General features: G+C 54.9%; 19 protein-coding genes and 1 pseudogene. 10 read left to right on the top strand and 10 right to left on the bottom strand.

What is annotated here, in order from left to right:
- Positions 1 to 12: 12 nt before the first annotated feature.
- Both COMA1_RS13615 and COMA1_RS13620 read left to right on the top strand, forming a co-directional pair.
- Positions 13 to 1,428: a cytochrome P450 gene (locus tag COMA1_RS13615; RefSeq protein WP_090749426.1), complete on the top strand. Its 1,416-nt coding sequence runs from the start codon at positions 13 to 15 to the stop codon at positions 1,426 to 1,428.
- Between the two features lie 92 nt (positions 1,429 to 1,520).
- Positions 1,521 to 2,717 (top strand): hypothetical protein, encoded by a 1,197-nt coding sequence (locus tag COMA1_RS13620; RefSeq protein WP_176698057.1) that lies wholly within the window; start codon positions 1,521 to 1,523, stop codon positions 2,715 to 2,717.
- Positions 2,718 to 2,942: 225 nt separating this feature from the next.
- Here the strand turns inward: COMA1_RS13620 and COMA1_RS13625 are convergent, their stop codons facing one another.
- On the bottom strand, positions 2,943 to 3,263 hold the full coding sequence (locus COMA1_RS13625) for a hypothetical protein (RefSeq protein ID WP_090749429.1): 321 nt from the start codon (positions 3,261 to 3,263) through the stop codon (positions 2,943 to 2,945).
- 232 nt (positions 3,264 to 3,495) lie between these two features.
- Here COMA1_RS13625 and COMA1_RS13630 point away from each other — a divergent pair, with 232 nt between their 5' ends.
- Positions 3,496 to 3,801, top strand: a complete 306-nt coding sequence (locus COMA1_RS13630; RefSeq protein ID WP_090749431.1) for a P-II family nitrogen regulator — start codon at positions 3,496 to 3,498, stop codon at positions 3,799 to 3,801.
- 144 nt (positions 3,802 to 3,945) lie between these two features.
- On the opposite strand, the gene COMA1_RS13635 is transcribed toward COMA1_RS13630, so the two are convergent.
- Entirely contained in the window at positions 3,946 to 4,314 is a 369-nt protein-coding gene (locus tag COMA1_RS13635) for a hypothetical protein (protein WP_090749433.1), read from the bottom strand.
- 1,478 nt (positions 4,315 to 5,792) lie between these two features.
- On the opposite strand from COMA1_RS13635, the gene COMA1_RS13640 reads away from it, so the two are divergent.
- Complete coding sequence (locus tag COMA1_RS13640; protein ID WP_090749435.1) at positions 5,793 to 6,140, top strand: RHS repeat protein; 348 nt, start codon at positions 5,793 to 5,795, stop codon at positions 6,138 to 6,140.
- A gap of 8 nt (positions 6,141 to 6,148) precedes the next feature.
- A complete protein-coding gene (locus tag COMA1_RS13645) occupies positions 6,149 to 6,655 on the top strand; it encodes a tetratricopeptide repeat protein (RefSeq protein WP_141654347.1) in 507 nt (168 codons plus the stop codon).
- 67 nt (positions 6,656 to 6,722) lie between these two features.
- Here the strand turns inward: COMA1_RS13645 and COMA1_RS13650 are convergent, their stop codons facing one another.
- Both COMA1_RS13650 and COMA1_RS13655 read right to left on the bottom strand, forming a co-directional pair.
- Positions 6,723 to 7,070, bottom strand: coding sequence for a glyoxalase superfamily protein (locus COMA1_RS13650; RefSeq protein ID WP_090749439.1), 348 nt, complete (start codon positions 7,068 to 7,070; stop codon positions 6,723 to 6,725).
- 168 nt (positions 7,071 to 7,238) lie between these two features.
- A complete protein-coding gene (locus COMA1_RS13655; protein WP_090749440.1) occupies positions 7,239 to 7,715 on the bottom strand; it encodes a hypothetical protein in 477 nt (158 codons plus the stop codon).
- A gap of 191 nt (positions 7,716 to 7,906) precedes the next feature.
- On the opposite strand from COMA1_RS13655, the gene COMA1_RS13660 reads away from it, so the two are divergent.
- Positions 7,907 to 8,800, top strand: a complete 894-nt coding sequence (locus tag COMA1_RS13660) for an RnfABCDGE type electron transport complex subunit D (protein ID WP_090749442.1) — start codon at positions 7,907 to 7,909, stop codon at positions 8,798 to 8,800.
- A complete protein-coding gene (locus COMA1_RS13665; protein WP_218055386.1) occupies positions 8,797 to 10,173 on the top strand; it encodes a DUF2330 domain-containing protein in 1,377 nt (458 codons plus the stop codon). Before COMA1_RS13660 ends, COMA1_RS13665 begins: the two co-directional genes overlap by 4 nt.
- On the opposite strand, the gene COMA1_RS13670 is transcribed toward COMA1_RS13665, so the two are convergent.
- Complete coding sequence (locus tag COMA1_RS13670) at positions 10,170 to 11,084, bottom strand: hypothetical protein (protein WP_090749444.1); 915 nt, start codon at positions 11,082 to 11,084, stop codon at positions 10,170 to 10,172. The genes COMA1_RS13665 and COMA1_RS13670 overlap by 4 nt on opposite strands.
- A gap of 131 nt (positions 11,085 to 11,215) precedes the next feature.
- Between COMA1_RS13670 and COMA1_RS13675 the strand changes: the two genes are divergently transcribed.
- A complete protein-coding gene (locus COMA1_RS13675) occupies positions 11,216 to 11,614 on the top strand; it encodes a DUF3015 family protein (protein WP_090749445.1) in 399 nt (132 codons plus the stop codon).
- 66 nt (positions 11,615 to 11,680) lie between these two features.
- Here the strand turns inward: COMA1_RS13675 and COMA1_RS13680 are convergent, their stop codons facing one another.
- From COMA1_RS13680 to COMA1_RS13690, 3 genes are all read right to left on the bottom strand, one after another.
- The gene (locus tag COMA1_RS13680) at positions 11,681 to 12,112 is read right to left on the bottom strand and encodes a DUF2780 domain-containing protein (protein WP_176698058.1); all 432 of its coding nucleotides are present in this window, start codon (positions 12,110 to 12,112) and stop codon (positions 11,681 to 11,683) included.
- Positions 12,113 to 12,403: 291 nt separating this feature from the next.
- Entirely contained in the window at positions 12,404 to 12,937 is a 534-nt protein-coding gene (locus COMA1_RS13685; RefSeq protein WP_218055387.1) for a carbonic anhydrase, read from the bottom strand.
- 27 nt (positions 12,938 to 12,964) lie between these two features.
- Entirely contained in the window at positions 12,965 to 17,392 is a 4,428-nt protein-coding gene (locus tag COMA1_RS13690) for a DEAD/DEAH box helicase (protein WP_090749787.1), read from the bottom strand.
- Positions 17,393 to 17,708: 316 nt separating this feature from the next.
- Between COMA1_RS13690 and COMA1_RS13695 the strand changes: the two genes are divergently transcribed.
- Both COMA1_RS13695 and COMA1_RS13700 read left to right on the top strand, forming a co-directional pair.
- Complete coding sequence (locus tag COMA1_RS13695) at positions 17,709 to 18,434, top strand: glycosyltransferase (protein ID WP_090749451.1); 726 nt, start codon at positions 17,709 to 17,711, stop codon at positions 18,432 to 18,434.
- A gap of 91 nt (positions 18,435 to 18,525) precedes the next feature.
- A complete protein-coding gene (locus tag COMA1_RS13700; RefSeq protein WP_090749453.1) occupies positions 18,526 to 18,711 on the top strand; it encodes a hypothetical protein in 186 nt (61 codons plus the stop codon).
- Between the two features lie 253 nt (positions 18,712 to 18,964).
- On the opposite strand, the pseudogene COMA1_RS13705 reads toward COMA1_RS13700, so the two are convergent.
- Positions 18,965 to 19,396, bottom strand: a pseudogene (locus COMA1_RS13705) (molybdopterin-dependent oxidoreductase); the annotation flags it as partial.
- A 248-nt stretch (positions 19,397 to 19,644) separates the two neighbouring features.
- Positions 19,645 to 20,253: a hypothetical protein gene (locus COMA1_RS13710; protein ID WP_090749458.1), complete on the bottom strand. Its 609-nt coding sequence runs from the start codon at positions 20,251 to 20,253 to the stop codon at positions 19,645 to 19,647.
- Between the last annotated feature and the right edge of the window lie 72 nt (positions 20,254 to 20,325).

A 20,325-nucleotide genomic window follows, 5' to 3' on the forward strand; every position in this document is an offset into this window, starting at 1 on the left:
GAGCTATTGCCCATGACTGATCAACACACTCCAAGTGCTCCGACTCCCGGACCGCCGGTCTCTCGCTGGTGGGGCTGCTCCCCTGAGCTCCGACGGGATACCCTCGGATTTCTGTTGCAGTGCCAAACCTATGGCGACGTCGTTAAGCTCCCCATGGGACTGGTCGTTGAACTGCTTTTGCAGAAACCCGATGCCGCCATGTATCTATTGAATCATCCGGCTGACGTGAAACATGTCTTGGTGACGAACCAAGACAATTATCGCAAGGGACCGGTTCCTCCTGTCGAATCCCGAATCTTTGGGCAAGGTGTCCTGCACACAGAAGGCGCCACCCATCACGCTCAACGGCGTCTGTTTCTGCCGTTTTTTCACGGAAACCATGTGACGGCCTACAGCAGCCTCATCACCGATACTGCTCGAGCCCGAGTGGCCCAGTGGCACGATGGCATGACGATCGACATCGGACAGGACATGGCGCATCTCACCCTCTCGGTCATTTGGCGCCTGCTCTTTGGAGAAGACCTGCGGTCTGATGCGGGTCTGATCCGTGCCTCCATTTCAGCGGGCCAGCGTCTCATCAAACTTCAGTATGATTCGCTCCTGGCAAGCCTGATCCCGCTTTGGGTTCCCATTTCCCGGCATCGCCGGTTCACCCGCGGCTTCAACCTGATCGAAGACACACTGATTCAATTGATTCGTGACCGGCGACGCAGTGCAGAGCACCGTGATGATGTGCTCTCACTCTTACTGGCCGCTCAGGATGACAATGGTCACCCACTGAAGGAGAGAGAGATTCGTGATGAGCTCGTGACATTCTTGCTGGCCGGTCATGAAACCACCGCCAATGCCCTGACCTGGACTTGGCTCCTGTTGTCACAGGATCAATCGGTTTGGGACCGGTTGGTCTACGAGTTGAATGAGGTGCTCGGCGATCGACCGCCTAACGCTGCCGATCTGCCTCGCCTCCGCTACCTGAAGATGATCTGGGACGAGTCGCTTCGCCTCTATCCTCCAGCCTGGAGCTTACACACCCGACTGGCACAGAGAGAGGATCGACTTCCATCTGGAGCGATGCTTCCGCCCGGTTCGTGGGCCTTCATCAGCCCATGGAATCTTCACCGCAATCCGCGCTGGTTTCCTGCCCCCTCGCGTTTTGACCCTGAGCGGTTTTCTGACGAAGCGACCAGGGCCCGTCCAACCTATACCTACATTCCCTTTGGCGCTGGTGGACGCCGCTGCTTGGGCGAGTCGTTCGCGGAGCTCGAAGGCCTCTTGATTCTGGCAACGATCGCGTCGACTGTTCGGCTCAGCCTCGTGAGTGGGCAGACCATTCACCCAAAGCCTGGTATGACCTTACACCCCACAGGTCCGGTCCAGATGACGGTCCATCAAGTCGGTCTCCGGAAGTCGCATCCCATCGTCACATAACTCGACTTCTTCCAGCTGCTACCCTTCTGCCTATTGATATGGTACAACTCGTATCTACGTATAGACGACGCTCGAATAGCCGACCACTGACGATGGACGACCGAATATCCGCTGTGCCTGGCATTGTCCTGACGTTCTTCGGTCTTTTGTTGCTCTCCGGCTGCCTCTCGCCGGTCACCTTGACTCGAGCTGTGATCGCTTACGACGACGCCATCACCGAATCGCAATCCAAGCAGCTGCTCGTCAATATCGCCAGAGCACAGCACCACCAGCCGATTCACTTCACCGGTGTCTCCAACGTCGCGGCAACATTCGATTTTCGTTTTACCGCCGGTGCCACACCGGCCTTGACCGGTGATGCGAGCCGAACGATTTTACCCGTCATCGGTGGAAGTGTGGCAGAGAACCCAACCATCAGTATCGCGCCGATTGAAGGAGAAGAATTTACGAAGCGCCTTCTCACGCCATTTCACGAATCCAAATTGACATTGCTCTTGCGACAGGGGGTCGATGTCGATCTACTCCTTCGATTGATGGCTCAAGAACTTCGGCTGAAACAGCAGGCTAAAACCGTTGCCTATTGGAACTATCCCACCAATACGGCTGGCTATGAAATGTTCCGGCGTGTGGTCCTCCATCTTTCAGCCATTCAAGATCACAATAGCCTCTACGTTGAACCGCTGAGCATCAAACGACACTGGACGATTCCGGCCGAGTCGGTCACGGCAGAAGGATTCAAAGCGCTCGAACAGGAATATCAGGTCACCTACAACCATCAAGATAAAACCATCACGTTGCGGAAGCAGGCCGAAGGGGGCATGCTGATTACAAACTATGATCTCGACACACTCTCGCAGGAAGAGCGGATCCGGCTAGTAGAGGAGTATGAACAGAGACGCTCGAACGACGTGACCTTTGATATTCGCCCTGGGTATTTTGGCGGAGACTGGCCGCTCACGGGGAACTTTCGTTTGCGAAGCTTCAACGCCATGCTGAACTTTCTTGGAGCTTCCATCGCTGAAGAGCCGGAGTACCATGTCGATAAAGACAGCCGTACCCCTGACGTGGTCGAAAATCCCGTCAAGACATTGGATCTTGTGGTATCGGAGTCGTCTCCATCCGGCCTAGACCTCGCCATGAAGTCTCATGGACGTTACTATGCCGTCAATACGACCGGGCCACAGGCTCGCTGGAACCGTGAAGCGTTCAAACTCTTGTCGCAGCTCTTTCAGATGACCGTCACAGAGGTCTCGCGAGCCGGCGTCCCAAGCATCACCATCGCGAAATAGCAGAATGTTTCAGCTGTCGCTATTCGTGTTCACTGAACAGTCACAGGGTGCACAACAAGACTGTCCGGCAAGACCATGGAAAGCGAAGAAGTGCGGGTGGACATACCAACCTTTACCTGACCCGCTCGCTTCGATCACATGCAAGCGGAGAGGAACTTTGCCTCCAGTAGGCTCTAATACGTTGAGTCTCTGAGGGACATAAGAGCACCGCTGTTGGTCTTCCTGCTACGCGTCGACTCGATCGAGATTGGGCTTCGGTGGGCGGCGACCAATCAGATAAATAATGCCAGGGAAGAGCATGGTCGTGCCAGGGAAAATAATCCGATTTCCCCACCAAGGTAGTTCCCACCCGGGGAATTTCATCCTCAGAAGTCCCAAGGCATAGGTGAGCGCGACCGACGCCAGGATTCCATAGACATAGGCAGGCACCAGCGTCGTCGACTGATCTTCACTTCGTTGTCGTGAAGCAGCAGTTACGCCTTTGAAGAGAAGATACATGGAAAGGATGAGACAGGCAGCCCCGTAATACGCCGCATATTCTTGCATAACACCGACCTCGTTTATGCCGTTGTACACCGCTCTACTGTTAATTTATAGCGTATCAGTGTCAAACTTGTCGAGCTAGGCCTACACCGTCTACAGACCTCAGTCCCTCGCTGATGCTATCGACGTCGCCGCTTCATCTTGTATTTTTGAATCGCTCCCACGACAATGACATCATCATAACGGATGACCGTGTCCTTCACCAACCCCTCGCCCATGCTCAGGAGTGGCTCGTATGAAAATGTTGGTCATCGTGTTCCGTGAATCGCTCATAGAACAGATACACGCGTTGCTGAATGATTACGACGTGGCCGCCTACAGCGAGCTACACAATGTCACTGGAAAGGGCGCAACAGGACTCACCAGTCAATTCTTCCTCGCCCCTGCCACCAACCGCATGATTTTGACAGCCGTCTCCGATCAGTTGGCCTACCGGCTGATCGAGGTGTTCGCGCGTTTCCGGTTGGAACAAGAAGCGGCGCAAGGTGACAACATCATCCCACTTCATGTGTTCGTCTTGGCTTGCGAGCAAGCGGTGTAACGCAATCCGATGCCGCGTACCATCGTCGAGGAAAAGCAGTCCCACGAGCTTCGGCGACAATAGACACGACGGCCTCCTGGAGCTGTGCTCCAGGAGGCCGTCTGAGAGAGCCTATTTCAACACCATGACGTTGAACCGGTTCGTCTAATAGGAGCTTGGCTGCAGTGATTCGACAGATTCCTCCGCATGCTTCTTAGCCTTAGATTTCTTGGCCTTTGCCGCTTTCTTCATCTCCTTCCTCTCGGCCTTCAACGCGTCTCTTTTCTCCTTCATTTCCGATCTCATCTGTTCTCGCTTGGCCTTCATGTCGGCTTGCATCTGCTCTCGTTTCGACTTGAGGCTCTCCTTCATCTGTTCCTGTTCGCCCTTCACCTCCCCCTTGGCTTCGCTGGCCACGGAGCCCATTTCACCCTTCAATTCAGAACCGAGATTCGTCAGCTCATCTGCCATCGCCAAGGCGCTGGACCCGGCGATTAATGCGGACAGGATCGTGGACATCATGATAACGCGCATGAACAGCCTCCTTTGAAATATCGGTTGTCTCAACAGGACCGGAGCCAGAATCCGGCACCCAGTCTAGGGCTATACTGAGACGAGATTTCTGGCAACTGATTTCAGGGTTTCCGACAAGCTCGTACCAGCCCGCATGATTCATGGCGATTCGACGAGAAATCGCCAAGCCCTGTCGTGAGACCGTCGCACGGAGCCCGGAGGAGCCGAGTTGCGAGCCCATAGGCCATCGGCCTGTCACAAGAGCGGATCGGCGATTGCAGCAGACCTGTTCATGAATCATGCGGGCTAGAGGAAAAACTGGAAAACCCGATTACGAAAGGACCACAATGACCACGGCCTCCAGCAGGTAATCCCCTGGAGGCCGTGAAAGAGCATGCCTTCAATCAAGCGCGCTCGCTGCTGTCACCTTAAAAGGCGCGCTACGGCCTGATCTGCCACAGCAAATACACTAATCCGACAACCAATGCCGACACCACGACGAGATGCATGAACGGCCTCCCTTACCAAAATGTTGGATTGTATCCGGCGCCGGAAACCAGCGCTTGGTCTAGGGGTATCGCGAGATGGGTTTTCAGGCAACGTATTTCAAGATTTTCGACGCTAGGTATACGAGGAAAGACAAATCCAGCGATCTCTTACAGACGGCTGGTGAGTATTACACGACGTGGGTGTTGCTATGCCTCCGACTGAAGACATCCCCGTCGAACTGTTTGGGTGTCACGGCATGACGCGGAATCGGTCGGATCGATCCCCGTCATGGTAGACCAAGGGACATCCGACCATGTCCTCGGGCCACTCAATTAGGCGGTCTGACACTTAGGCGCCAAGGAGAGGCCGACAAGAAACGGTATACAAATGATCAAAAGAACTTTCCGGGCAGATCAGGTGTTCCATACATTGGATGACTTAGCTTGCTATCCATAGTGCGTTGGGGCTAATGTTGAGCATACTCCGGTGATAAGGCTCCATGGGTCTATCAGCCATTCATGCATTACATGTATTACTGACCCCATGAGTTCCTTAAACCAATGCAGATTGGGCTGGTGAAGGATTCGCTGACGCTGAAATTAATTATGTTCATTCATGAAATACGCGAACAACGGAACAAAGAAATCACGAGCAGACAAGTTGCAGCGCTGGGCAGAAGAGCCAACAAGACGATTCCAAACTTCTGAGATGGGCAATAGAGCTTCTACAAACAGAATACGTGCTGTCCCTGCCGGTATGATTGGGCCATACGAAAAACGTGGCGGTGGTCAGGCCTCATCCTACTTTAGGCAAGTATTCGCTCTATTGTCGGTCAAAATACCTTACAGGGGCGGCTGAGAGCAGAGGCAGACTATGGTTGACTTTCGCTTTCTCTATTTAATTTATATCCCCGCAGGAATTGGATTCCTCATTATACTTGTTCTCTGGTGGCTGATTGAATCCTTCAGAGATTGAGATTCTGGGTCAATCCTCTATCGTATAAGGACGATATGCGTCGGACCGCGCTCCGTCTCATGATCATACTGATCACTGGCTTCCCAAGCCTACCGCTCGCAATGGGGGAAGAACCGCCTCAACAACCCAATGCGAAGGACCGGTTGCAGCAAGTGCTCGACGCAGAAGGTGGAACAACCGTCTACAAGGATGCCGCCGGCAATGTACATAGCACGACCGACCTCCCGAACGGTGATCGCATCGTGACCGTGCAGCCTCCACAAATTCCCGGGCTCAATCTCGGTCCACCGCTGCAATTAAATAACCGCCCCCTTCAACTTCCGCCGCCCCCTCCTGCGTCCGCCCAACCACCTCCACCAGAGTACCCACAGAGGGCTCGGTAGGATTCGGCTTGACGATCCGTTCGCCTGCACGGCATACTCAGCCGCTCATGAGTGCGATTACCGTCATCATCCTTCTGGCGACTCTTGTTCTCCCCGTTGGGTCGAGCATTGCCTTCCCACCGGCCGGCAGTAAAGATCTGTCTACGCTCCAGACTCAGGCTAATCAGGGAATCGCCGAGGCGCAGAACGGCCTCGGGGAGCTATATGCCAAAGGAAAAGGGATGCCACAGGACTATGCCCAAGCACGAACCTGGTACGAGAAAGCAGCGGCCCAGGGTCACCCGCATGCGCAAAACAACCTCGCGGAACTCTATTTCGCAGGGCTTGGCGTGCCACAAGACTTAGTGCGGGCCTACATGTGGGTAGACCTTGCGGCCGGACACATGAAGGGGGAAGACCACAAACAAGCGATAGAAAATCGAGACGACGTTGCCCAGCGCATGACGCCCGCCCAAATCGTAGAAGCCAAGCGCCTCTCGGAACAATGCCGGTCAAAGCAGTTCAAGGGCTGCTGAGATCGATTAGATCATCGTACCAGCTCCCGTAGCACCGCACAGCCGAGATCGAGTTCAAGCCCCACAACTATTCGTGAGACCGTAGAGCCTTTCGCTTCCCAACTCGCAGGCGGTTTCCGTCTGGATCTGTCAATTCCACCTCGTGAACCCAGGGGAGGTCCTTCACTGTGACGTTGAATTCGGCAGCAATTCGATCAATATCATCAACATAAAAATACACGAGCGTGTTCGGTCGCACATCACCCGTATCTTCAGACAAATGGAGCGCGAGTTGACCGCGACGAAGACATACATATTGCGGCACTCCAGGAGCAAAGCGGTACTCACCTTCTATAATGAAGCCGAGTCGGGCATACCACCGTATCGCCTTGATTCCATTTCTCACATAGAAGATTGGAACAAGTTCTTCAGCCATTGTACACTCCAAGACACATCGCACTCGACAATACGCTCGCGTTACGCCTATAGCGCTTACATAGAACCACGACGAAATATGCTCACGGACTGGGATGTCGTGGTTATTCTTAACCAGTTGCCCCCGCACCACCGCACAGCCGAGGGCGAATCCGAGCGCATCGTCAATCTAGGGTTCACTCTCATCGTTGAATTCCCCTGTTCGTAGTGCAAGAAGGAAAGCTGTGTAGTCTTTATATAATCCTCCGATACCACGCCAAATCACTTTTGGTTGCTGTCCTCCATTGCCAAGAGTTGCCACAAGGAGATGAAAGCTGTGGACGTATCCACCGCTCTCATAGTGAACAACATGATGTACACCAGAGATAGCGCCCCAAATTAGCCGTTTGCGTGGAAGCGTTTCATCTTTTATGCAGTCTGTGGCTTCCCACTTGGCCGCAGGCTCTGCTAACCCACCGGTCAAATCACCACACAGAGCAACAATTGCCTCAGGCAACGCTGTCACAGTACGAACTATGGTAAAGTGAGATGAATCCTCCAGAACCTTCCTTTGCTCCACAGGAAGATTCATCAAGCCTGCGATGCAAATTCCTTGAAATATGCCCACAAGAATAGGCGTAAAGACTATGTGCTTTGCCCACTCCATACGTATTCAATAGCTCCCGATTTAACTTGCAGGCCAATCTGGGTCGTACCGACGAGCAATTCTTGCGCCTGTTCAGCCGCTTGTCAACGCACTCTCAAATTCATCTCATCCCTCTGAAAGGATTCTCCCCCTCGCCCCATACCCTCCTGTGATGGCCGCTGCAAGACCACGGCAATCCCAAGGAGGATTTCATGGGTCAAGAGACCAGCTGGAACCAACCAAACAAACCGACCTTCTGCCGAGATCCACGCCTCTTTCAAATCGCTAGCCTATTGTCCTTGCTGTTTTATGGCCTATTTTTTCTCCACTTCGACATCCCCATCTGCCAGATCGTCATCACCCTCGGTACTGCCCAACTGACTCAATATGTCGGGACCCGCTATTTCTACCTGCCGTCGTTCGATCCAAAAAGCGCGCTGATTTCGTCCCTCTCGCTGTGCCTTCTCCTCCGCACCAATGATTTTGCTGTTGCAGCACTCGCCGCTATCATCGCGATCGGCAGCAAGTTCATCCTTCGCTGGAAGGACAAGCATGTGTTCAATCCGACGAATCTCGCCCTCGCCGTCATGCTTTCATTCGGTCTCGGGTGGATCTCACCAGGGCAATGGGGGCAAGTCGCTTGGTTCGGATTTCTGATCGCTTGCCTTGGCTTGCTTGTTGTAACCCGCGCGGCACGGGCTGATGTCACACTCGCCTTCTTGACGTTCTACGTCGGACTCCTCTTCGCCCGTGCCCTCTGGCTTGGTGATCCACTCGCCATTCCCCTGCATCAAATCGAAAGCGGGGCGCTTCTCATCTTTTCGTTCTTTATGATCTCGGATCCAAAGACGACACCAGATTCGAGAACGGGCCGAATCATCTTCGCACTGTTTGTCGCACTCACAGCGCTCTACGTGCAGCTCCATTTCTTCAAGCCCAATGGCCCACTCTGGGGACTCATCGCATGTTCACCGCTCGTTCCGCTCTTGGATCGCATGTTTCCTGGCACGCACTACGACTGGGCCAAGCCTACAAGCGGTAAATCGCCGGTGATGAATCCCCTGTTTGGTTCCCCTATTCCCGTTTTAACCAAGGAGGTCATATGAATCGGTCTACTGAGGCTTCTATGAGACGCCTGATCATGCCCATCTTCACATTTCTGATAAGCCTATTCCTCTGGAGTACCGACGCCTCGGCGTTTTGTGGCTTCTATGTCGGCAAGACTGACACGAAGCTGTTCAACAAGGCTTCCGAGGTTGTCATTGCCCGTCATGACAACAAGACCGTCATCACTATGGCGAATGACTTCAAGGGCGACGCAAAAGAGTTTGCGATGGTCGTGCCGGTACCCGCCGTGTTAGAGAAGGACCAGATTCATGTCGGGGATCCGGCTGTCCTGAAACACTTGGCCGACTATTCGGCTCCACGCCTAGTGGAATACTTCGACGAGAATCCCTGTGTCCGGTACGAGCTGATGGAACGTCGTAGCCTCGATATGGCGAAGAGCCTCGCGCCGGCAAGCGCCTCAACCAGAGCACGCGATACGGCACTCGGCGTGACTGTCGAGGCGCAGTATACCGTCGGTGAATACGATATCCTGATTCTCTCAGCCAAGGAAAGCCACGGGCTTGAAACCTGGTTAGCTGAGAACGGATACAAGATTCCGAATGGGACTTCCGCTGTGCTGCACAGTTATTTGAAGCAGCAGATGAAGTTCTTTGTGGCCAAGGTGAACCTGACTGAACAATCCAAGCTCGGCTTTACGCACCTGAGACCGATCCAGATCGCCTTCGAATCCCTAAAGTTCATGCTACCGATTCGGCTCGGGACAGTGAATGCCGAGGGTGCACAAGAACTCTTCATCTATACGCTGAGCAAACAAGGGCGCGTCGAAACGACGAACTACCAAACCATCCGGTTACCGGAAGCCCAAGAGATCCCGCTGTATGTGAAAGACAAGTTCGGTGACTTTTATCGCGACCTCTTCACACAACAAGTGACGCGCGAGAGCGAGCGAGGAGTATTCCTCGAATATGCCTGGGATATGAATTGGTGCGACCCCTGTGCCACAAACCCATTATCGGCTGAAGAGCTGCGAAGTCTGGGTGTCTTCTGGCAAAACGACCCTAGCTTCAAGCAACGTGGAGGCAGCATGCCACAGCCGAAGAACGTCTTTGTCACAAGACTGCACGTCCGCTATGATGCCGCCCACTTTCCTGAAGACTTGATGTTCCAAGAAACATCCGATCGCAACAATTTCCAAGCCCGCTACATTCTGCGCCACCCTTGGACCGGAACGGATGAATGCCCAGCCGCAACTGTCTACCGCCAGCAGTTACGCGAACGCTATGAGAGGGAAGCGCAGACACTGTCCAACCTCACTGGCTGGAACATCGGCGAGATCCGGAAAGCCATGAATCTGGTGTCACTGCCGGTTGGTGATGAGAAGAAGTGGTATCAGCGCTTATGGGCGAATTAAACTTGAAGAGACAGTGAGAGGGATGTCTCCTTGACCGATTGATAGGCAACCAATAGGCTACGACTATCGGTCGACGGTTCATCTGCAGGTAGGACGTCCTTGCCTGAACGGCCGCGAGCTTCTGTCTCCAACGGGGGCTCCCGGCGTAACTCCCTGGCAATTTCTTCGCGTACCCGATCGAGGAAGGCCGGTAAATGGTGACGAACCTTCTCCAGATCAACGCTGAGTTCATTCAGAGCGTCGAGGACTTGTTGAATCAAAGAGGCGAATTGTGTGCTGTTTACTAATGCCGCGAGACGCGTGGAGTCAGAAGAGTTAGGTGACAGGGTGGGCGCCGTGGTACCGTTGGACGGCTGCGGGATCGCCACCGCCGTCCCTGGCGCCCCACCCGGGGTTTCGCCTGAGGCCGACACAACCGTCACAGACCGGACGATCTCGACGCTGAGATCCAGACTGGAGAGATCTTCCAACTCATGAAACCCTTCTGCGAGTTGAAGGGTTTGAGCCTGGGCCTCATCATCTCGTCCCTGAACGAACCCACGAAAGATACTTGAAACCTTTTCAAACAATTTCTCCAAGTCCGTCACTTCGGCTTCATCAAGGTCTCCACTGACCGCGATGCCAACGTGGTGCGCACGTACACTCTGCGCAAACCCAGCGCTGACAGTCCCGTTTCCCTGAAGAGTCTGAACAACAGATTGGACGGCACCAGCGTCATACCGATCATCACGATCGGCCACCAGAGTAATCCGATCGCCATCAGCCGTGGTGACATTCAACCGTCCGGAAAATTCCTGGGCAATCGAGAGCCCGCTGATTCTCGTATCCAGTCGATGGGATCCTTCCTTAGGCCGTGACCCAAGATTGAACAACTGCTCTGGATTAAAAGTTGTCAGGGGCTGAACCGACATGGCCAATCCTCGGTATTGTCACGATAGGGGAACACCGTCCCGTCGTATTCCTATCGGCGCACAACCGATCACACTTGAGGGGCTGTATGTTATAGTGAGGCCATCGTCCCATATAGATATGGAGGTCCACGATGCGCACCCGTTTACAATGCGTCGCAGCACTGGGAGCAAGTCTGTTGCTTGGTCTAACCGGCTGCACAGTCAAAGGCACCATTAACCAAATCACCGACACCACGTCCAATGTCACCGGCACCACCTCCGGAGCGGCCTGGTGGAATGAAGACGGTCAGCTGAAGCCGGACTTCAAGGCCACCGCCTTTGTCTCTTTCAACTATGACAATCTGCAGCACGATCTCGCGGCGGGACAGGGAGAATACCTCGCATCAGTGAGCAAGCTCTTAGGGGTACCAACTGATCGAGAGCCGGCGTTTTTTTCCGAGGCTCAGGCAGGGTATGCCACGATGGGTAGCCAAGGCCCGACGGCGTTGCTGACCCTGCTCCGTGACCGAGCCCAGTTGTTCGTAAACTGACCAACGAGGATGAGGCAGACGGAAGCACTGTTGCCGAACGGCTTCGTTCGGCAACAGCTGTGCAACTTATTTCATCAGCGATGCAAAGAAACTGCGCGCCGCCTCGCCGCCTGAATTCCCGACGAAATCGCTCATCGTCTTTGTGATCCTGGGCACCATTTTTGGTCCCAAGCCCACCTTAGCAAATGCTGACTCCAGCCCAGCTTGGTCGACGATCGGACCGGTTACAGCCTTCACGTCGGTTGCCTCCTTCAGGTAGGTATCCAAAGCGGGCAGGGCATTGTTCAGCGTCGAAAAATCTCCGACGGGCATTTTCTCCCTTGCGTGATTAAGGATGGAGCCGAGCGCGGCCTTCCCTTGGCTAGGACCAATGCTATGTTGTTGGGCTACCAGGTTTGCGAGCGCATCTTGTACGACCGAAGTTGGCAGGTTGGCACAACCTGACACTCCGGACGCGATCAGAAGTACGGTGCCTGAAACAAATGATAGATACTTCACGATACAGCCTCCTTGAAGCTAAATGAGATACACACACCGCAGGGAGATCGCTACGCGACAACCTCCACGCAATGAACTTCCGGATGATGCAAACCAGTCGTGCACCATCTCGCTGTCTAAATTCCAAACACAATCCCTTAGGGTCTTTGTGGTGTTGAGCACCATACCACTCCCTTTGCCTGGTTTGCAAAATACCAACATCCAATTCGCTTTGGTGGATGGGTACAGACTGTCGGACTGTAGCCTAGCCACTCAACTCGGCAACAGAATATGCGCGCCTGAGGCGTACATTCAGGAGATAAATTCAACCACCCCAGCTTCACCGCAATACATCTCACCCGCGATCTTGATGTGCCCCTGATCCTCTAGCCTCTTGAGCACAGGACTTCCAGTATGGATGCCAGCCATGGTTAACTCCACATTTTTCCGCGCGACCGCGTTCAGAAAAGGAGAACTCTTTGCGGTACGCTCACCGTCGTACTGCGTGGCATCGATTACCGGCCGCATTTTACCCAGCAGGCCTGTCAGATTGCCGAATCGCACATTGTCGATCACGTCTTTGATGGCACCGCAGGCGGTGTGCCTCATCACGAGCACCAGTTTACTGCTGACCGCCGCACACGCATACTCCATGCTGCAAAGAATATCTTCGTTAGAGATGTTTCCTGCCACGCGAGGACTGAAGGTGTCCCCTACTATCTGCAGGAAATACTTAAAAAGAATGAGTCCTGAGCCTAGTGTCTTTCCTGCAGCCGAGTGGCCGGTCCCTACTTGTTGATTCGAGCTGCCGTCGCCTGCGCCGAGCCCATCCTTCTCCCTGGGCAAGCTACTGACGTGGTTAAGTTCTATAGGCTATCGGGCCATTACCGGGCTGGTACGGTCGACAATGGGAATTGCCGTGTCACCCTGCCGCCCAATCACAGTACGAACAAGCATCCCATCTTTCCACACCAGAAAGTTCGTCGGGACGGCAGGCACACGAGGGCCAGGGAGGATCACTCCTACGAGGTTCAATGGATCTGTGGCTGAAAGTCTGAGCTCGTGGTTTGAGGATACACTCGCCTTCCTGATCGCGCGCAACGCTTCCACGGCTTCCGGCAATGCAAACTGCTCGCCGGTAAATCCGCACACGAATCGTCCACCACGGACCTCCCCTGCCATTTCCATTCGTCTGTACTGAACGAGCAGATCCCTCCAAGAATGAGCCAGCGATTCACGCGCCAGGAGGTCTCGAAACACCACGCCGTAGCGGCGGAGAAGGTGTCGAGCCACTTTCTCAATGGCAAGTGCTGAGGACTCGCTTCGCTGTGTCGGCGAAGCGGACTGAGTCTCAAGTGCTGAGAGATGAGACGAAAGAGGCTTCAACAAAGACCACCGTCCTGCTGAGTGCCGCGGACGACGAGTCCGTTCTCGCCCTTCAGCACGACGCCGATGCGGATCCATGAGAGCACGGAGGTTATCGAACCCATCAGCCGTCACCAACCCGGCGGCCACCAGCTCCCACAATCCCTGCTCGACTTCAGCGGGAAGATGGTTGGTCATCCGCACGAGATCGGCGAAGAAGCTGGCACCCTGTTGCTGCAACGCACACCGGAGATCTTGGGCCACCGAACCTAACTGTGCAAACGGATCGAGACCTACGCCAACCACGTTCTGATGGAATGCGGCAAGCAACCAATCACGCTCATCACGTGGAAAGACACTGATGAGCGCGAGGCTTGTCGGAGTGATACGCCGCCCCTCCGTCTCTCTACCTGCTGCCAGTTTCGGATGCGGCGAGAGGCGCCCCCAACTGACCGCGCCGCTTAGACAAAGCCTATCTAGGAGATCCGGCTCATACTTGGCCATCCTCGTGCGCAAGAGCTGCGGTTCCCATGCAGAGGCCGCCGTCTCGAATCCCGCCAGCTGTTTGATGACCTCCATAAGGCCCGCTTCACCATGCTGTCGCGAACCTGGCACGACATGTTGCCATTGCATCAGGAAGCGCATGAAGTCCGTTGCCGAAACCGCCTCGATCTCTTTGCGCAAAATTCCGATCGTCAGCCGATGGATCCGAGCCAGCAAGCGGCGGTGACACCACTCGGGTGCAGTGTTTAATACTGAGGACTGAGAACCGAAGACTGAGTTAGACCGGAAGCGCCCACGAAGGACTTGGCCCTGCACCTCAAGCCGGACCATCGCCGCCTCAATCCCCTCAATCGGCAAAGAGAGACGGTCAGCCAATTCGTCTGTCATCGCCGGTCCGATGCTTTCCATCCATCCCAGTACCACGCCATCCAGAGTGGAATCAGAACCGACCGTGAATAGCTGCTCGACCTGCTCTCGATTCTCAGCCGCCACCCATCCCTCAACTCCTTGACACCTGGCACGGGAGGCGTGAAACGCAAGACGGACAGCCCGACCGGATTCAACCAGCGAAGGGAAATATGGGATCCATTGCCTTGCATCAGACTCGGGTACCCATACTAGGGTCAGCAGCGCGTCGTGCAACTCATCGGCATCACGGACAATCGGCCACGATTCACGCATGACTTCAGTAATCGCCATCGGATCAAGCGCCCCGATCTCTTCGAGCAACTGTGCTGGCAGCGTGCGCCGCATCTCCACTGCCCGAGACCGCCGCTCCTCCAGCGGTGCATCGTCAAGAAACGCATAGGGGTTGGCATTGAGGATCTCGTGCGAAAAGACGGACGGCGCAGGCGTATCGATCGCCACGCAACGGATTGCCCCAGACTCTATTCGGTGCAGAACTTCCGTCAGCCCCGCCAGATCCATCGCTTCACTCAGACAATCCCGGAGGGTTTCTTGCACAAGCGGGTGATCGGGTATCGTCCGTGCAGCCCTCACCCCAGTCAAGTTTTCCTGACAGGCGATGGCATCGGGAAACACGGCGGCCAAGAGATCTTCGGCCTTCATCCGTTGAATCTGTGGCGGCACCTTCTTGCCGTTTGAAAAGCGCAGCAATGCCAGCGCGCGCGACGCATTCCAGCGCCACCTGGTGGTGAACATCGGCGCGAGCAACACCGCTTGAATCAAAACCTCTCGCACGGTCGTGGAATGGAGATAGTTGAACACGGACTCCAGCGGGAAGCTATGTTTTTCGCCTAGCGAAATCACGAGGCCATTGTCCGTCGCTGCGGCTTGCAACTCAAAATCAAACGTGACGCAGAATCGTTTGCGCAGCGCGAGTCCCCAGGCCTTGTTGACCCGTCCGCCAAACGGCGCATGGATGACCAGCTGCATCCCGCCGCTTTCGTCGAAGAACCGTTCGGCCACGATCATGTCCTGGGTCGGCACGACTCCCAATACGGCTTTGCCGGTCAATACATACTCGATCGCTTGCTGAGCGCCGCGTGGATCGAGGGCGCATTCCCTCTTGATCCAGCTGATGGCTGAGAGCTGATGGGTATCTGCTTCCAGTGCTGAGTGTTGAGGACTGAGGACTGACTGTTCAGAGCCGACAGCTGATGAAGAGAGTCGATTTAAAATCTCCTGTCTCAGGCATGCGACCTCAGCGGAGAGTTCGGCAGTGCGCGAGGGAGCCTCTCCTCGCCAAAAGGGAATGCTGGGCGGCGCGCCCCGAGCATCTTCCACCCGCACTTTGCCCGCCTCCACCCCCTTGATGCGCCATGAAGTATTGCCGAGCAGCATGATGTCGCCCGCCAGACTCTCCACCGCGAAGTCTTCATCGACGGACCCGACCACCGTGCCGTCCGGTTCTGCCACCACCGCGTAGTTGGCGGTATCGGGAATTGCGCCGCCTGAGGTGATGGCCGCCAGCCGAGCCCCGCGCCGTCCTTTTAGTCGGTGGTTGATCCGATCGTGATAGAGATAGGCTAAGCCCCTCCCCCGATTCGTCGCGATCCCGTCGGCGAGCATCCGGACAACCTGGTCGAAGGTTGCCCGCTCCAACTCGCGATAGGGATATGCTCGCCGGACCAACTGATACAATTCCTCTTCGGTCCAGGTCTGTGTTGCTGCCGCAGCCACGAGCTGCTGCGCCAGAATGTCGAGCGGCGCCGGCGGCACAGTGATGTGATCCAGCGTGCCACCCTTGATGGCCCGAATGAGCGCGGCACATTCCAACAACTCGTCCCGCGTTGTAGCAAAGAGACGGCCTTTGGGGATCGCCTTGATCCAGTGACCAGCCCGACCGATCCGTTGCAGACCGGTGGCGATCGCACGTGGTGAGCCGATCTGACAGACGAGATCCACCGTGCCGACATCGATACCCAGTTCGAGCGAGGCCGTCGCCACAACCACACGCGTCTTCCCGCTCTTCAACCGTTCTTCCGCCGAGAGACGAATCTGCCGCGACAAACTGCCATGATGCGCGGCCACAACATCAGGACCAAGATCCTGGAGTCGATCTTCCAGATAATGCGACACCCGTTCAGCCAATCGACGGGTGTTCACAAATACTAAGGTCGTGCGATGTTCTCGCACCAGCTCGGCAACACGGTCATAGATATCCGACCAGATCGCATTCGTCGCAACGGCACTCAGTTCATCGTTTGGCACTTCGACTGCGAGATCGATTTGCCGTTTATGGCCCACGTCGATAATCGTACACAGGGCTGAGGACTGAGGACCGGGGGCTGAGTAAAGATCCGGTGATAGAACAGGGTTGCCGACAAGAAATTTTGCCACGAGTTCAATAGGCCGTTGCGTCGCAGAAAGACCAATCCGCTGTGGCTTAGTGAAGGTGAGTGCTTCCAACCGTTCTAACGATAGCGCTAGATGCGCGCCACGTTTATTGGGCGCCAGTGCATGGATTTCATCGACGATGACGGTACGGACGGTCTGGAGCAAACGGCGACTTTTCTCGGCGGTGAGCAGAATAAAGAGCGACTCCGGCGTCGTGACAAGAATGTGCGGCGGCCGCTTGAGCATCTGTTGCCGGTCCGCCATTGGCGTGTCACCCGTGCGGACCAGCACACGCAACTCCGGCATCATCAGCCCAGCCAGGAGCGCACGGTCCCCTATCTCGGTGAGCGGCTTCTGAAGATTCTTCTGGATGTCGTTACTCAACGACTTCAGCGGGGACACATACAGTACCTGGGTGTGATCATCAAGCTCACGGGCCAGGGCTTGTTTGAAGAGTTGATCGATACACGAAAGAAACGCCGCGAGGGTCTTCCCCGAACCAGTCGGCGCTGTAATCAGTGCATCCGCACCAGACTGAATTGCCGGCCAGGCTTGTTGTTGCACCTCAGTCGGCTGGCCAAGGCATGAAGCAAACCATTCACAGAGAATCGGATGGAATCGTGTGAGCGGCATGGGGGAGAATCGTACCACACCGCTCGAAGCGACTCTATCTGTGAAAAGGCGACAACTGCTGACCCATGCTCCTCCCTCAAGGCCTTCATGGCCTTGTGCAGCATCACCTCCGAGAACGGCTCGGATCCATACTGCCGTGCATCCAACCATCTTGAGTCCACATCACCATAGCATTCCTGTTGTCATCGCGCGCAGCCTGAGGACTATCCACAAAGTCAAGAATATCTCTCCCAATCACAAGAATGATGATCAGATATACCTGATCACGTTGCCACCCATTTCCCCTCAGCGTGCACTTGTGGCATGATGACCGTCCATGCACCTATCCATTGTCATCCCTGCGTTCAATGAAGCCCGACTGATTGAGCGTACACTGCTCTCCATCACCGACTCGTTGGAGGTCAACCACCAACCAGATTTCACCTCGGAAGTCATCGTCGTCGACAATAACTCCACAGACAACACGGCGGAATTGGCCAAGCAGGCTGGTGCGACTGTCGTCTTTGAGCCCATCAACCAAATAGGCCGGGCGCGCAATGCCGGTGCGGCCCATGCCACCGGCGAATGGTTGCTCTTCCTCGATGCCGACAGCCTCCTGAGTCCTAAACTGCTGGCGGATATCTTGCGCATCATTGATACGGGCAAGTACGTCGGCTGTGGGAGCACGTTACGGATGGAGGGGCTGCCTTGGTGGGCAAATCTGACGTTGCACCTCTGGACCAGTACCTCCGTACTCTGTCGGTGGGCCGCCGGCGCACTCGTTGTCTGCCGACGCGATGCGTTTCAGGAGGTCGGCGGATTCGATCAGGAACTCTATGCACTCGATGAGATCCGGCTCAGTAAGCAACTCAAACAATGGGGGCGGGGACGAAATCTGCGATTTACCATCTTAACCAAACACCCGCTTGAAACCTCCTCCCGCAAAATCTCCCTTTACTCGAGCCGCGAGATCGCATCCCAGATCTTCCGCATTTTTTTCCTACCAAAGAAGACGCTACAGGATAAAAAACACCTATCCGTCTGGTACGACGGACGACGCTAACTCCCCACCAGTCTTTTTCCTTCGGACACCGGCTGTTATGTATACACATGCTATTCTTGTCATGAACAGCACCTTACCGAAAGGAGCAGCTATGCGCTTCGTTAAAGTATTGGATGAAGAACGTGCAGGAGAAGTAGCCATTAATCTAGACCTTGTCCGAGAAGCACACTTTGGGAAAGGACTGCTGCACCTGTACTTTGAGCATAGTTCATCGGCGCAGGACGACATGACCTTTACCGGTGAGAACGCACTCAAGATCTGGGCTGCGATGGGCTAGGGAAGGATCATCGCGAAAAAACGATCCCTGCCGCCGGATCGCTCGTGGGGTTCATTCTTTACTTAGCAGTGCGTTGACAAACACTTTCACCAAGCTGAAAAGGCACAGCATTCAAAGTCTTCAACGGGAGCAGAGTGGCCCGCAGGCTGTTCAGCAAGGCCGCAGCGAACGAAGAGGCGAATCGTACTCTCTGTCGTTCGTTGAGCCTCTGAGTGATGCGAGATCGCCGCTGGCGGGCTTTGTCAGCAGCCTGTTAGATGCCCGCGTACCATTCATATCCCTGATCCTCCCAATAGCCTCCTTTTCCACCACCGATGCCGGCCAGGGACTCAACCAGCTCGATCTTCATGACATACTTCGCTTGCTTGTATCCGAGCTGCCTCTCAAATCGAAGACGAAGCGGAGCGCCATGCGGCACATCCAAGGCCTCATCATTCAGTTCATAGGCGAGAATCGTCTGGGGATGGTAGCAATCAGCTACCGCGATGCTCTCGTAGTAGGCGATGCCCTCGTCATCTACATCCGCACAATGAAAGACGGCATAGCGAGCGCTTGATAAAGGCTCCACCAGATGCATCAAATCTCCAACCGGCACGCCCGTCCATTTTCCGATCGCGCTCCAGCCTTCCACACAATCATGTCGAGTAATCTGTGTGCGCGACGGCAACTCTTTCAGAGCCACCAGCTTCCAAATTCCAGAATACAAGGTCCCTACTGGCTTTGATGTCGTCAACAGCGTGTGCTGCAACAGTCCAGAGTGTTCCCTTCTTTCGTGTAATGCGCTCGCCGACGAAATCCAGACCAACGCACACTGCCTATTACCCGAAGTAGAAATAGCGAAGTCACTTCTCTAAGCAGGACGTTTCAACAATGCAGAGCCTGGCCCCTACCGAATCTATGCGGCAGATACGGTTTAGAAATCTGAATGGAAATCTATGTTGCTATGCCCGGCGATCTTCGAACGAGCTTTGGGGTGAGCGAGCTATCAGGAAGGTGGAAGCGCTGTTTGATAGCAGTCACGACCAGTTTCGCTTCTGCTTCGTCCAGGCTTGCACCGAATCGAGCGGTTCTCCCTCCATAATCAAAGCTAATCACTCCGCCTCCAACTCCCCACAACTGAAAACTGGATGAGAGGTCCAACCGACTAGGTCCGACCGATCCGATCCGAAGGTCCCGCACTTGCACGAGGTTGTACTCCCTATCAAACCCGAATCCTCCGATATCGCGTCGTATATTAAACGTCTGTCCACGCACCGTGAGAATTTCCTTCCCCATCAGCTGCCACAGCCATGCATAGATGGCCACAACTCCGCCCACAGTCCAAACCCCAAGCCAGGCTAACATGAACAATTCTCCCTCGGGCGGGCCATCGCCCATCATCAACTGGTTTGCAACCATCACTTCTGCCACCACCCAACCCCAGAGCCAGAACGTGAGGAAACAGATGACGAACCAGCTTCGTCGACAAGGCATGACGATGCGCAGCCCCTCTGCAGTATCGGCAATTGTAATGCGAGAGTCAGATGGCTGGAGCTTAGCCACGGGATCAATTCTCCACGGTGGCCAACATTATTACATTCACGACTGGGAGAAACACAAACGAGAAAACAGGCA

The sequence above is a fragment of the Candidatus Nitrospira nitrosa genome (assembly GCF_001458735.1).
GTDB lineage: Bacteria > Nitrospirota > Nitrospiria > Nitrospirales > Nitrospiraceae > Nitrospira_D > Nitrospira_D nitrosa.

Bases quoted from the DNA above. Each gene is read 5' to 3' on its own strand.
- COMA1_RS13635 (WP_090749433.1), bottom strand. From the start codon at position 4,314: ATGCGCGTTATCATGATGTCCACGATCCTGTCCGCATTAATCGCCGGG.
- COMA1_RS13620 (WP_176698057.1), top strand. From the start codon at position 1,521: ATGGACGACCGAATATCCGCTGTGCCTGGCATTGTCCTGACGTTCTTC.
- COMA1_RS13640 (WP_090749435.1), top strand. From the start codon at position 5,793: ATGCGTCGGACCGCGCTCCGTCTCATGATCATACTGATCACTGGCTTC.
- COMA1_RS13625 (WP_090749429.1), bottom strand. From the start codon at position 3,263: ATGCAAGAATATGCGGCGTATTACGGGGCTGCCTGTCTCATCCTTTCC.
- COMA1_RS13660 (WP_090749442.1), top strand. From the start codon at position 7,907: ATGGGTCAAGAGACCAGCTGGAACCAACCAAACAAACCGACCTTCTGC.
- COMA1_RS13630 (WP_090749431.1), top strand. From the start codon at position 3,496: ATGAAAATGTTGGTCATCGTGTTCCGTGAATCGCTCATAGAACAGATA.
- COMA1_RS13650 (WP_090749439.1), bottom strand. From the start codon at position 7,070: ATGGCTGAAGAACTTGTTCCAATCTTCTATGTGAGAAATGGAATCAAG.
- COMA1_RS13615 (WP_090749426.1), top strand. From the start codon at position 13: ATGACTGATCAACACACTCCAAGTGCTCCGACTCCCGGACCGCCGGTC.
- COMA1_RS13675 (WP_090749445.1), top strand. From the start codon at position 11,216: ATGCGCACCCGTTTACAATGCGTCGCAGCACTGGGAGCAAGTCTGTTG.
- COMA1_RS13700 (WP_090749453.1), top strand. From the start codon at position 18,526: ATGCGCTTCGTTAAAGTATTGGATGAAGAACGTGCAGGAGAAGTAGCC.
- COMA1_RS13665 (WP_218055386.1), top strand. From the start codon at position 8,797: ATGAATCGGTCTACTGAGGCTTCTATGAGACGCCTGATCATGCCCATC.
- COMA1_RS13655 (WP_090749440.1), bottom strand. From the start codon at position 7,715: ATGGAGTGGGCAAAGCACATAGTCTTTACGCCTATTCTTGTGGGCATA.
- COMA1_RS13695 (WP_090749451.1), top strand. From the start codon at position 17,709: ATGCACCTATCCATTGTCATCCCTGCGTTCAATGAAGCCCGACTGATT.
- COMA1_RS13690 (WP_090749787.1), bottom strand. From the start codon at position 17,392: ATGCCGCTCACACGATTCCATCCGATTCTCTGTGAATGGTTTGCTTCA.
- COMA1_RS13670 (WP_090749444.1), bottom strand. From the start codon at position 11,084: ATGTCGGTTCAGCCCCTGACAACTTTTAATCCAGAGCAGTTGTTCAAT.